At 70.6% G+C, this 11,885-nt stretch carries 13 protein-coding genes and 2 tRNA genes; 8 read left to right on the top strand and 7 right to left on the bottom strand.

Annotation, left to right across the window (positions count from 1 at the left end; all coding sequences use genetic code 11):
• Positions 1 to 77 precede the first annotated feature (77 nt).
• Both NUV38_RS01865 and NUV38_RS01860 read right to left on the bottom strand, forming a co-directional pair.
• A complete protein-coding gene (locus tag NUV38_RS01865) occupies positions 78 to 1,301 on the bottom strand; it encodes a DUF1624 domain-containing protein (protein WP_257727494.1) in 1,224 nt (407 codons plus the stop codon).
• Between the two features lie 86 nt (positions 1,302 to 1,387).
• Positions 1,388 to 1,464, bottom strand: a tRNA-Ile gene (locus NUV38_RS01860).
• Positions 1,465 to 1,500: 36 nt separating this feature from the next.
• Between NUV38_RS01860 and NUV38_RS01855 the strand changes: the two genes are divergently transcribed.
• The gene (locus NUV38_RS01855; protein ID WP_257727493.1) at positions 1,501 to 1,929 is read left to right on the top strand and encodes a hypothetical protein; all 429 of its coding nucleotides are present in this window, start codon (positions 1,501 to 1,503) and stop codon (positions 1,927 to 1,929) included.
• A 6-nt stretch (positions 1,930 to 1,935) separates the two neighbouring features.
• Here the strand turns inward: NUV38_RS01855 and NUV38_RS01850 are convergent, their stop codons facing one another.
• Positions 1,936 to 2,241 (bottom strand): GNAT family N-acetyltransferase, encoded by a 306-nt coding sequence (locus NUV38_RS01850; protein WP_056555437.1) that lies wholly within the window; start codon positions 2,239 to 2,241, stop codon positions 1,936 to 1,938.
• Positions 2,242 to 2,421: 180 nt separating this feature from the next.
• Between NUV38_RS01850 and NUV38_RS01845 the strand changes: the two genes are divergently transcribed.
• Positions 2,422 to 2,916, top strand: coding sequence for a DUF3145 domain-containing protein (locus tag NUV38_RS01845; protein ID WP_082481999.1), 495 nt, complete (start codon positions 2,422 to 2,424; stop codon positions 2,914 to 2,916).
• A 20-nt stretch (positions 2,917 to 2,936) separates the two neighbouring features.
• Here the strand turns inward: NUV38_RS01845 and NUV38_RS01840 are convergent, their stop codons facing one another.
• Positions 2,937 to 3,776, bottom strand: a complete 840-nt coding sequence (locus NUV38_RS01840) for an acyl carrier protein (RefSeq protein ID WP_257727492.1) — start codon at positions 3,774 to 3,776, stop codon at positions 2,937 to 2,939.
• A 75-nt stretch (positions 3,777 to 3,851) separates the two neighbouring features.
• Between NUV38_RS01840 and NUV38_RS01835 the strand changes: the two genes are divergently transcribed.
• Positions 3,852 to 4,805: an alpha/beta fold hydrolase gene (locus NUV38_RS01835; RefSeq protein WP_257727491.1), complete on the top strand. Its 954-nt coding sequence runs from the start codon at positions 3,852 to 3,854 to the stop codon at positions 4,803 to 4,805.
• On the opposite strand, the gene NUV38_RS01830 is transcribed toward NUV38_RS01835, so the two are convergent.
• Entirely contained in the window at positions 4,745 to 5,818 is a 1,074-nt protein-coding gene (locus NUV38_RS01830; RefSeq protein ID WP_257727490.1) for a phosphatase PAP2 family protein, read from the bottom strand. The genes NUV38_RS01835 and NUV38_RS01830 overlap by 61 nt on opposite strands.
• A 77-nt stretch (positions 5,819 to 5,895) precedes the next feature.
• Positions 5,896 to 8,658, bottom strand: coding sequence for a pyruvate dehydrogenase (acetyl-transferring), homodimeric type (gene aceE / locus NUV38_RS01825; protein ID WP_257727489.1), 2,763 nt, complete (start codon positions 8,656 to 8,658; stop codon positions 5,896 to 5,898).
• A gap of 227 nt (positions 8,659 to 8,885) precedes the next feature.
• Between aceE and NUV38_RS01820 the strand changes: the two genes are divergently transcribed.
• The 4 genes from NUV38_RS01820 to NUV38_RS01805 all read left to right on the top strand — a co-directional run bounded on the left by NUV38_RS01820 (position 8,886) and on the right by NUV38_RS01805 (position 10,399).
• Positions 8,886 to 9,272, top strand: coding sequence for a DUF3052 domain-containing protein (locus NUV38_RS01820; protein ID WP_082480706.1), 387 nt, complete (start codon positions 8,886 to 8,888; stop codon positions 9,270 to 9,272).
• Positions 9,273 to 9,366: 94 nt separating this feature from the next.
• A complete protein-coding gene (locus NUV38_RS01815) occupies positions 9,367 to 9,822 on the top strand; it encodes a peroxiredoxin (protein ID WP_257727488.1) in 456 nt (151 codons plus the stop codon).
• Between the two features lies 1 nt (position 9,823).
• Positions 9,824 to 10,123, top strand: a complete 300-nt coding sequence (locus NUV38_RS01810; protein WP_055965534.1) for a thiamine-binding protein — start codon at positions 9,824 to 9,826, stop codon at positions 10,121 to 10,123.
• A 202-nt stretch (positions 10,124 to 10,325) separates the two neighbouring features.
• A tRNA-Val gene (locus NUV38_RS01805) sits at positions 10,326 to 10,399 on the top strand.
• 31 nt (positions 10,400 to 10,430) lie between these two features.
• Here NUV38_RS01805 and NUV38_RS01800 read toward each other — a convergent pair.
• A complete protein-coding gene (locus NUV38_RS01800; RefSeq protein WP_257727487.1) occupies positions 10,431 to 10,787 on the bottom strand; it encodes a hypothetical protein in 357 nt (118 codons plus the stop codon).
• 62 nt (positions 10,788 to 10,849) lie between these two features.
• Here NUV38_RS01800 and NUV38_RS01795 point away from each other — a divergent pair, with 62 nt between their 5' ends.
• Entirely contained in the window at positions 10,850 to 11,845 is a 996-nt protein-coding gene (locus tag NUV38_RS01795; RefSeq protein WP_257727486.1) for a hypothetical protein, read from the top strand.
• The last annotated feature ends 40 nt before the right edge of the window (positions 11,846 to 11,885 follow it).

Raw genomic sequence — 11,885 nt, 5'->3', positions numbered from 1 at the left:
CCGGGTGTTGGTGCACCACGGCGAGGCCTTGACCTGAAGTCCTCTAGATAGGGAGGAGCAACGGGCCCACCACGACTTTACCGCGACGCGTCGGCGTCATCCGGCGCGGGAGTCTCGGGCGGTCCAGGCGGGAGCGCGCTCACCCGGGCGACGAGGCGTTCGAGGGGTCCGCGACCGACGAGCGCCACCCAGGCGGTCGCGATCACGACCATCGCGAGCGACGTCCAGCCCCAGAGGGTGTTGGTGGGGTCGTCGTAGCCGCCGAACGGGCCGCCGGCGAGGCCCACCGCCAGGAGCAGGTGCCCCGTGTACGCGGTCAATGGCATCGAGCCCAGTGCTGCGAGCGGGAGCAGCAGCAGCCGTAGCGGTCGCGCCAGGAGCAGGCTGAGCCCGATGACGGCCACGGCGAAGCCGCCGGACCCGATGATCTCGGGCGCGCCGCCGGTGTGAGGCTTGTACTGCATCGCCGTGCTCCACACGCGCTCGATCTCGTCGGACTCGCGCAGTCGGGTGAGGTAGCCGGGCTCGTTCGTCGCGTTGCCGTTCTCGTCGGTGTAGTCCGGCCCGAAGAGGTAGGCGACCGGCTCGTCCCGGTCCGACCCGATGAGGTGTCCGGCCCCGTACCCGAACGCGGCGAGCACGATCCCGCCGAGCAGCAGCGCGGCGCCGGTGCGGACGTCGGTGAGCTGCAGCCTTCCGATCGCCATGCCGGCGAGGAGCATCGCCAACCAGGCCGTGACGGGGTACAGCCCGAAGAGCGTGAGGTTGAGACCAGGGCCGTAGGCGTCGAGGCTGAGGGCGTGCAGCAGGGCCACCGCGAAGGGTCCGAGGACGGCCAGTGACGCCGACACGATCCAGAGTCGTCGTGTGCTCCAGTGGAGCACGAGGGTGGAGAGGACGAACAGGATCCCGTACAGCGGGAGGATGACGGCGACGCCGGAGTTCAGCAGCTCGATCACCAGGCCGATCGCCAGCACCGCGAGGCCGCGGCGCACGAGGGTCACCTGCAGACGGAGGTCGTCCCGACGCGCCCTGCCGCGGCTGATGAGCGTGATGGAGACGCCGGCGAGCATCGCGAACAGCAGCGACGAGCGACCGTCGACGAGACCGTCCCAGGTCGACGGGTCCGACCAGGTGACGTCGTCGGGGGTGTCTCCGAGGTGGGCTCCGACCATCCCGAGCACGGCGAGCCCGCGCGCCACGTCGATCCCGAGGAGTCGGGGCGGGCGCCCGAACGCTCGCAGGCGTTGCAGCGGACCCGCGCGTCCGACGGACGTCGCACTCTCGTCGACGACGCTCATCGCCACCTCACCATCGTGTCCCGGGCAGTCCTGGGCCGAGCATGCACCACGAGTCTGCGAGCACGGCGCAGGCGCGACGACGTGAGTGGTGGGGCGGGTGGGGCTCGAACCCACGACCCAAGGATTATGAGTCCTCTGCTCTGACCGGCTGAGCTACCGCCCCGGGACGCACAGCCTAGCGAGGCGGCACACTGGGGCCATGACCGACGCCGTGATCGCCGACCTCGACGGAACGCTGGTCGACGTGTCCTCGATCAAGCACCTCGTCGAGGGGGAGGACCGCGACTTCCACGCCTTCCACGCGGCGTCGAAGGACTGCCCGCCGAGGCCCGAGGTGGTCGACGCCGTGCGTGCCGCGCACGCGGCGGGCCGTGCCGTCCTGGTGGTCACGTCGCGCGAGTTCATCTGGCGCGACCTCACCCTCGACTGGCTGGCGCAGCACGACGTGCCCTACGACCAGCTCGTCATGCGGGTCGTCGGCGACTACCGGCCCGACCACGTGGTGAAGGCCGAGATGCTCGACACCCTCGAGGCCGACGGATTCGCTGTGCTCGAGGCGTGGGAGGACAGCGACGACATCGTCGAGCTGTGGCGCTCGCGTGGCGTCACGGTCCACGTCGTGGACTGACCGGACCTACAGGCCGAAGGTCGGTCGCTCGTCGACGGGCACGAGGTCGAGGTGCTCGGGGTGGTCGCGGATCACCTTGGGCACGAACGGGCAGTAGGGGAGCACCTGGCCGCCCCGCTCGGAGATCTGCTCCAGTGCCCCCACGATCAGCTGGGAGCCGATGCCGCGACCTTCGAACGCCGGCAGCACGCGTGTGTGGGGAAGGGCGTAGACGTCGCCGTCGACGCGGTAGTCGACCCAGCCCGCGAGGTCACCGTCGACGGTGATCTCGAAGCGTGACGACGACGGGTTGTCCAGCACCTCGGTGGTCATGGAGCCATCGTCACACGACTCGCCGCTCGCGGCGCGCGACGCTCCAGACCGGCAGAGAAACCCCGACCAGTGGTGCACGAGGGGCTCATGGGGCTAGCATGGTCCCAGCGCGGAACGATGACGCGTGGCTCCGTGAGGTCGCTGGGGAAGGCGGATCTCGAGCTAGGAGGCACGATGAGCATCCCCACCCGTGGAGTTCTGTATGTCCACTCCGCGCCCTCGGCCCTGTGCCCACACGTCGAGTGGGCCGCAGCCGGCGTGCTCGGCGGCTCCGTCGACCTCGACTGGCAGCCGCAGCCCGCAGAGGCGGGGACCTACCGCGCCGAGCTGTCCTGGCAGGCCCCGGCCGGCTCGGCCGCCTCGATCGCCTCGGCGATGCGCGGCTGGGACCGCCTGCGCTTCGAGGTCACCGAGGAGCCGACCGCCTCGAGCGAGGGAGCGCGCTTCTCGTGCACGCCGGGTCTCGGCATCTTCCACGCGATGACCGGCCTGCACGGCGACGTGCTCATCCCCGAGGACCGCATCAAGGCGTTCCGGGTCAAGGCCGCGCTGGGCGAGATCACGATGGACGAGGCCCTCGACGGCCTGCTGGGCGTCAAGTGGGACGCCGAGCTCGAGCCGTTCCGCCACGCGGGCGAGGGCGCTCCCGTGCGCTGGCTCCACCAGGTGGTCTGAGCCGCAGGAGTCGCCGCAGGTCAGCCGATCGTCACCTTGGCGGACGGCGACTCGGTGTCGCTGCCCTCGTGCACGACGCGGAACTCGCGCTCACCCGTGCGCGACGTGTAGATCTTCGTCTCGAAGCGGCCTCCGTCGCGGGTCTGCACCGAGACCGGGAAGTCGTCCCAGCTGCCGCCGGGGTCGCGCACCTGCACCTGGAGCACCTCGCCGTCGTCGAGCGCGGGGAAGCGGCCGGAGATGGTGAAGCGCTGACCGGGTGCCACGCGATCGCTCTCGACGGAGAACGTCGGCTTCTCCTCCTGCTCCTCGGTGGTGGCCGTCGGAGTGGGGGTGGGCGTGGGTGTGGCCGAGGGGGTCGCGCTGGGCGTGGGCGACGTGATGGGGGGCAGGTCCACGCCACCGAGGCCGGTGGCCCGGACCACGGTGGCTCCGGCGAAGCCGAGCGCGCCACCGATGGCCAGACCTGCGACCACGAACCACAGGGCGAGGCGCCAGAAGGCGTCGGTGCGGCCGCGGCCGCCTCCGTCGTCCGTGCGCGATGTCTCCCGCGCGGGTGGGCGTCCCTCGGAGGCGAGGGAGACGGGCGCGGTGGGTGTGCGGCGCCCCCGTGCCGTGCCGGGCCGGTGGTCGACCACGGCCGCGACGGCGTCGGCCACGGTCACGAGCCCGTCGACCGTCTCGTCGGCGAGATGGAGGCCGAAGCGACGTCCGAGCTCGTCGGCCACCTCCACGGCGGCGAGCGAGTCGACCCCGAGGTCGTCGAGCCGAGCGTCGTCGGTGACCTGCTCAGGAGTGCAGTCGACGACGCTGACGAGGATGTCGGTCAGCTGTGCGCGGACCTCGGCGGGGGTGGGCACGCCCCGAGTCTAACGAGGCGCACGTCATGGTCCGATGCGGCGCGGCCGAACCCGCTCACCTCCTACGATGGCCGGATGGATGCCGGAGACGAGCTGCAGTTCGTGGTCGTGCACGGCTACCGGCGCGCCTATCGCCGTCGCGGCTCCGGACCCGCTCTCCTGCTGCTCCACGGCCTGGGGTGCGAGTCGTCGACGTGGGAGCCGGTGATCGACGCCCTCGCGGAGCACTACACGGTGATCGCCCCCGACCTGCTCGGGCACGGGGAGTCCGACAAGCCCGACGCCGACTACTCGCTCGGCGGGTACGCGAACGGGATGCGCGACCTGCTCACCATCCTCGGCATCGAGAAGGTCACCGTCGTCGGCCACAGCTTCGGCGGCGGGGTGGCCATGCAGTTCGCCTACCAGTACCCCGACCGCACCGAGCGGATCGCGCTCGTGTCCTCCGGCGGACTGGGTCGAGAGGTCTCCCCGCTCATTCGCTTCCTGACCCTGCCGGGCAGCGGCACGGCGCTCTCGGTGGCCACGTTCCGCCCCTGGCGACGTGCCGTCGCGGCCGGCATGCGGGGGCTGTCGCGCACCGGTCTGGCACCTCTGCGCGACCTCGGCGAGGTCGCCGCGATCTACGAGTCGTTCGCCGATCCTCGCGCCCGCCAGGCGGTGCAGCGCGTCACCAGCCACGTCCTGGACTGGCGAGGGCAGTACGTCACGATGACCGACCGCACCTACCTCGCGCGCATCGTCCCCGTGCTCGTCGTCTGGGGCGCCGACGACCTCGTCATCCCGGCCACGCACGCCGACATCGCCCGTCGGCAGGCGTGGTCGGACGTGCACGTGCTGCCCCATGCAGGGCACTTCCCGCACCGCGACCACCCGGCGGAGTTCGCCCGTCTGCTGCACGAGTTCGTCCGCGACACCGAGCCCGCCGCCTACCGACGCGGCACCTGGCGCTCGATGCTGCGCCAGGGTCAGCCTGCGGTGGAGCCCGAGCCGTCCGACGGCCCGGGTGCGGTCACCGTGGCCGGCTGATCGGCCACCTCGGCCAGACGTCGCCTTCGCCGTCGTCCGCGGTTGCCCGACGCCCAGGCGCCGAGGGACACCGACGCCCAGCCGATCGCGATGCCGGCGACGTCGTCGGCGAGGTAGTGCCAGCCGAAGTAGATGGTCGCCAGCACGGTGACCACGAAGAACGCCCACGTGACCACGCGGATGGCGAGCTTCTGCCCCGTGCGCTGCATGAACAGCGCGGCCGTGAAGGTGACCGACACGTGCAGCGACGCGAATCCCGCGACGCCGTGGATCTTCTCGCTGGCCCAGGGGTCGGTCAGGACGTCGACGCGGTTGCGGAACAAAGATCGTTGCAGGTCGGTCACGTCGGTGGCGGCCAGGTCCCAGTACATCGACGGCTGGGCGAACGCCGGGCCGAGCGTCGGCAGCGCGTAGTAGCTGATGACGCCAAGGATCCAGTTGAGGCACAGCGCCGTCGCGTACCAGGCACCGATGGAGAAGTCGCGGTTCAGCACGAGGAACGCGCCGAGGGTGATCGGGATCAGCGGCAGGTAGGCGATGTAGGCGAACGAGAGCACGTGGGCCATCACGTCGGTGCCCAGGAGGTCGTGCAGGACCGTCGCCGGGTTGTGCCCGAACATCAGCCAGTGGTCGAGCTCGAGCAGCTGGCGGTCGAACAGCACGCCCTCGCGGTACGTGGGCAGGTAGCTCTTGAGGTTGCGGTAGCTGACGTAGCTCGCGTAGAAGGTGATCAGGCCGGTCGCGATGTAGCCGACCCGCTTGAGCGTCCACTCCTCACGAACGACCTCGCGCGCGCCCTGCGGGATCTGCTTCCAGCCGCGGCGGCGCACGGCGGCCGGCACGATGCCGGCTGCGAAGAACAGCAGGGCCAGGGCGGGCAGGCGCACGTAGGCGGGGCCGAGGAAGCCCTCGGGGTCCTTCATCGGAAGGCCGAGGTACCACGACGAGAACACCGCGGCGCCCGTCACGGCCACGGACAGCGCGACCGCGAACGTGTAGGGCCACTTGAGCATGCCGAACATCCTAGGGTGCCCCAACTTGGATTTACCTGAGACGTCGGTCGCTCGGACCGACGTCCCCGGGCCGCCCCTCAGGCGTCGCCGCCTTCCTGGACCACACCCTGCGTGGCCGTCGGGTCGTCGATCTTCAGCCGCGTGAACGCGTCGCGCACCACGGACTGCTCGACGAGCTCCTGCTGGGCCAGGCTCTGCAGCACCGACACCACGATCGACTCGGCGTCGATCTGGAAGACGCGCCGGGCCGCGGCACGCGTGTCGGCGAAGCCGAAGCCGTCGGCGCCCAGGGACTGCCACGGGCCGGGGACCCAGCGCGCGATCTGGTCGGGCACGGCGCGCATGTAGTCGCTCACCGCGAGGGTGACCGAGGCGTGGTCCATCAGCTGCGTGGTGATCCACGGGACCTTCTGGTACTCGCCCGGGTTGTTGAGGTTCCACTTCTCGGCCTGCACGGCGTCGCGGGCGAGCTCGTTCCACGACGTGACCGACCACACGTCGGCGGCGACGTCGTAGTCCTCGGCCAGCATCTCCTGGGCGCGCAGCGCCCAGGGCAGGGCCACGCCGGAGGCCATGATGCGCGCACGGTGCGAGCCCTTGGTGGCGGGGCGGTAGCGGTAGGCGCCCTTCAGCAGGGCGTCGACGTCGAGGTCGTCGGGCTCGGCCGGCTGCACGATGGGCTCGTTGTAGACGGTCAGGTAGTAGATGACGTCCTCGCCCTGCGGGTGGTCGTCGGTGGAGCCGTACATGCGCTCCATGCCGTCACGCACGATGTGGGCGATCTCGTACCCGAACGCCGGGTCGTAGTGCACCACGGCCGGGTTGGTCTGGGCGATCAGCGGCGAGTGGCCGTCGGCGTGCTGCAGGCCCTCGCCCGTCAGGGTCGTGCGACCGGCGGTGGCGCCCACGAGGAAGCCGCGCGCGAGCTGGTCGGCCATGGCCCAGATGGAGTCGGCGGTCCGCTGGAAGCCGAACATCGAGTAGAACATGTAGACCGGGATCATCGGCTCGCCGTGCGTGGAGTACGCGCTGCCGGCGGCGATCGCCGAGGCCATGGCCCCGGCCTCGCTGATGCCCTCGTGCAGCAGCTGGCCCTGGGCCGACTCCTTGTAGGCGAGCAGCAGCTTGCGGTCGACGGCCTCGTACGTCTGGCCGGCCGGGTTGTAGATCTTCGCCGACGGGAACATCGAGTCCATGCCGAACGTGCGGTACTCGTCGGGGGCGATCGGCACGACACGACGCCCGATCTCGGGATCCTTCATGAGGTCGCGCAGGAGCCGCACGAACGCCATCGTGGTCGCGATCTGCTGCTTGCCCGAGCCCTTGGACAGGGCGGAGTAGGAGTCCGGCTCCGGCAGCTTGACCGAGACGGGGTCGACGATGCGCTGGGGGAGACCGCCGCCGAGCGCGTCGCGGCGGGCGCGCATGTACTGCATCTCCTCGCTGTCGTGCCCGGGGTGGTAGAACGGCGCCAGGTCGTCGCCGTCGATCTGCTCGTCGGAGACGGGGATGTTCAACCGGTCGCGGAAGCCCTTGAGGTCGTCCTTCGTGAGCTTCTTCATCTGGTGGGTGGCGTTGCGTCCCTGGAAGGACTCGAGCAGCCAGCCCTTGATGGTGTGGGCCAGGATGACGGTCGGCTGGCCCGTGTGCTTCTGCGCCGCGTCGAAGGCCGCGTAGACCTTGCGGTAGTCGTGGCCGCCGCGGGGCAGGCGCTCGATGTCCTCGTCGCTGAGGTGCTCGACCATGGCGCGCAGTCGCGGGTCGGGGCCGAAGAAGTTCTCGCGGTTGTAGGCACCGGACTCCACCGAGAGGGTCTGGAACTCGCCGTCGGGGGTGCGGTTCATCTGGTTGACCAGCACGCCGTCGACGTCGCGGGCGAGCAGGTCGTCCCACTCGCGACCCCAGACGACCTTGATGACGTTCCAGCCGGCGCCGCGGAAGTACGACTCCAGCTCCTGGATGATCTTGCCGTTGCCGCGCACGGGGCCGTCGAGCTGCTGCAGGTTGCAGTTGATGACGAAGGTCAGGTTGTCGAGCTCCTCGCGGGCCGCGAGGCCGATCGCACCGAGCGACTCGGGCTCGCCCATCTCGCCGTCGCCGAGGAACGTCCACACGTGCTGCTGGCTGGTGTCCTTGATGCCCCGGTCGTGCAGGTAGCGGTTGAACCGCGCCTGGTAGATCGAGTTGATGCCACCGAGGCCCATCGACACCGTGGGGAACTCCCAGTAGTCGGGCATGAGCCGGGGGTGGGGGTACGACGACAGGCCCTTGCCGGCGCCGTGGGAGTGCTCCTGGCGGAAGCGGTCGAGCTGCTCCTCGCTGAAGCGACCCTCGAGGTAGGACCGGGCGTAGATGCCCGGCGCGGCGTGACCCTGGAAGTAGATGTGGTCGCCACCGCCGGGGTGGTTCTTGCCGCGGAAGAAGTGGTTGAAGCCGACCTCGTAGAGGCTGGCCGCCGACTGGTAGCTGGCGATGTGGCCGCCCACGCCGAGTCCGGGCCGGTTGGCACGCGAGACCATCACGGCGGCGTTCCAGCGGATGTAGGAGCGGATGCGACGCTCGATCGCCTCGTTGCCGGGGAACCACGGCTCGTGCTCGGGCGGGATGCTGTTGATGAAGTCCGTGCTGCGCAGCGCGGGGACGCCCACGTTCTGCTCACGCGCTCGCTCGAGGAGCTTGAGCATCACGTAGCGCGCGCGGGACCGGCCGCGCTCGTCGACCATCTGGTCGAGCGAGTCGAGCCACTCGGCCGTCTCGTCGGGGTCGATGTCGGGAAGCTGGGTCGGCAGCCCCTCGTGGATGACGGCGGGACGCTCGGTGGGGGACTGGCCGGTGGGCATGTGCAACTCCTGGGACGTCTTGTGGACCTCTCCATCTTTCCACGCCGAGTTCGCTAGGGTGACACTGGCGGAGGTTGTGAACATCTACCGATCAGTAGGTTTTTGGCCTACTTTTCAGTAGGCACCGCACCGTCCGACACCCCGATCGACACCCCGACCCACCCCGGCCCGCCCCGCGTGCCAGAGTTGGTCCACACCACGTACGACGCAACCCCGAGGAGATCCCGTTGGACGCCGCGAGGCTGGGCTTCAGCCCCGACACCGTCATCCAGGAGCTGGGCTGGGACGAGGACGTCGACACCGAGCTCCGAACGGCCATCGAGGGCATCGTCGGCCACGCGCTCGTCGACGGTGAGTCCGACGAGGTCGTCGACGGCGTCATCCTGTGGTGGCGCGACGACGACGGAGACCTCGTCGATGCCCTCTTCGACGCCCTGGCCGACCTCGCCGAGGGTGGGTCCATCTGGGTGCTCACGCCCAAGGTCGGACGTCCGGGCTACGTCACGGGCGCCGACATCGCCGAGGCCGCTCCGGTGGCCGGGCTGTCGACGACGACCACGTCGTCGGCGTCGGCCGAGTGGTCCGCCACCAAGCTGTCGACGCACAAGCGCTGAGCCACGCCGGTCGTCGCCGGTCACGTCGGCCGCGCCCGGGAGACCCCGTCGGTGCTTGTCTGCTACCGCGCCGGCCGGCGTCTAGGCTCGGGCCATGACGATCGAGATCGGCCAGCAGGCACCTGACTTCACGCTCAAGAACCAGCACGGCGAGGACATCTCGCTCTCCGGCCTGAAGGGTCGGAAGGTGGCGCTGGTGTTCTTCCCGTTCGCCTTCAGCGGCATCTGCACCGGTGAGCTGTGCGAGATCCGCGACAACATCGAGGCCTTCTCCGGCGGCGACGTCGAGGTGCTCGCCATCTCCTGCGACCACTTCTTCTCCAACCGTGCCTTCGCCGACGCCGAGGGCTACACGTTCTCGGTGCTCAGCGACTTCTGGCCCCACGGCGAGGTCAGCCGGGCCTACGGGATCTTCAACGAGGGCGCCGGTGCGCCCGAGCGCGGCACCTACCTCGTCGACGCGGAGGGCGTCGTCCGCTGGAAGGTCGAGCACCCGATCGGCGAGGCCCGCGACTTCGAGGCCTATCGCGCGGCTCTCGCGGAGCTCTGACGTGCTCGCGGCGTTCAGCATCAGCCCTGGTGCGGGTGACGAGTCGGGGTCCGTGGCCGCCGGCGTGGCCGAGGCGGTGCGCGTCGTGCGGGCGTCGGGCCTGCCATGCGAGACCAACGCGATGTTCACGACCGTCGAGGGCGAGTGGGACGAGGTGATGGCCGTCGTGAAGGCGGCGGTCGAGGCCGTCGCACGGACCTCGTCGCGGGTCTCGCTCGTGCTCAAGGCCGACATCCGGCCGGGGTACACGGGGCAGCTCACGGCCAAGGTCGAGCGGCTCGAGGAGCACCTGCGCGACTGACCGGCGAAGTTTGCTGAGAGTTGAGCCAAAAGCCTGCGGTGACAACCACCGATGCGCTTGTATATGAGTGCTGCGGCCGCCCGGGACCCGAGACCCCGGCGGCCGCGGCTCCTTCATGTCGGAGCCGTCCCTCGAGGACGCCGCGCAGCGCTGTCGGTGCGGTAGGGTTCCAGGCGCCCGGTGCCCTTCATGGTGCCGTCCGGGGCGAATAGCTCAGTTGGTCAGAGCACTCGGTTTACACCCGAGCGGCCGGGGGTTCGAGTCCCTCTTCGCCCACCCGGCCCTCACTCTCGAGTGGTGTCGGACGTCACGAGCCGTCGCAGGCGGCGCGGGTGATGCGCTCGATCTGCCCGAGTCCGTCGGCCGGCCCCTGGCCGTCGTCGGCGACCTGTGCCACGACCGAGACGCCGTAGTCGTCGTGGAGCACGGTGTAGGCGTCCTGCACGTCGCCGTCGACGAGCGCGACCACGCCGACCTCGGTGCTGCGGGCGAGGCGGACCAGGAAGTCGTCGGTGCGGAGCCCGCCGACGCGCTCGACGACGTCCTTGGCCTGTGCGGAGGACCGGTCCTGGTCGCAGACGAGGTCGAGACCGATCACCGAGGGCTGTTCGGAGGAGCAGCTGACGGTCAGCAGCAGGACCGTGATCGCGAGGCCACGACGCATGTTCCTCACTGTCGTCCTCCCACGCGGGCTCGGCAACCCCCTCGGTGTGCGACGGTGGGTCGGTGCGATCCCGACTGGCCGCCGTCGCGGCGCTCTGCACGCTGCCGGTCCTGCTCCTCGGAGGGTGCGCGAACCCGAACCTGTCCGACGACGTGGACGCGCTCGTCTCCGAGCTGCGCGACCTGCCCGGCGTCACGTCGGCGGACGCGGACTACTCCGAGCCGGTCACCCTCGACTCCGGCAAGGTCCAGCTGGACGTGACGGCAGACCCCGACATCACGTCTGCGCAGCTGCAGGAGGTGGGGCGCGTCGTCTACGAGGCGTTCAGCACCACCCACGAGGGCGAGGAGGGTGACGCCGACGTCAGCTTCGGCCCGTCGACCGTGCACCTGCGCTCCTTCGAGCCGGAGGCGACGACCGAGTCGGTCGTGCGGGAGTGGGCGCTCGCGCACGAGGTCGCGCAGGACGGTGCTGCGGCCGTCGACATCATGACCCAGGACGTGCCCGGCCCGGAGCACGTCGAGACCGACGTGGTGCTGACGCTGGGCGAGGGCACCGGAGCCGACGACGTGTCCGCGGCGCTCGACCGGCTCGAGCAGAGGCACGGTGCCGACGACGCGCGTCGCGGTTGGGGCGTCGCGGCTGCCGATGGCTCCTCGGTGAGCGTCGACCGCGGGTTCCCCGGCGGCGGGACCATGGACGCGTGGGCGGCGCTGCGGTCCGCCGCCGAGCCCGCCGAGGCGGTGGGAGACGTGGGCGTGGGGATGCGCGAGTTCGCGGAGAAGGACGCCGACCCGGACCGGTACCTCGTGGTGCAGGTGACGAACGGCGGCACGGCGCCCGACCTCGACGACCCGGCCGTGCGTGGACCGCTGCTCGAGGCGGTGCGCGCGCAGGTGGACCTCCTCGTCGACGGGACCTCCACGTGGAACCTCCGCCTCGAGGTCGGTGGCAGGGTGGCCGCCGAGCTCGACCCGATGCTCTGCGAGCCGGGGTCCGCACCCACGGCGCCGCTCGAGGAGGAGCTGCGCGACGACCGGACCTGTCCCGGTCCCTGACCCGCTGTGGACGGGCCGACGCCCGTGTCGGCACCCGCTG

Origin of the sequence: Aeromicrobium sp. 50.2.37 (assembly GCF_024655735.1) — a bacterium.
Taxonomy (GTDB): domain Bacteria; phylum Actinomycetota; class Actinomycetes; order Propionibacteriales; family Nocardioidaceae; genus Aeromicrobium.
This window is presented reverse-complemented; position numbering and strand designations above follow the sequence as displayed.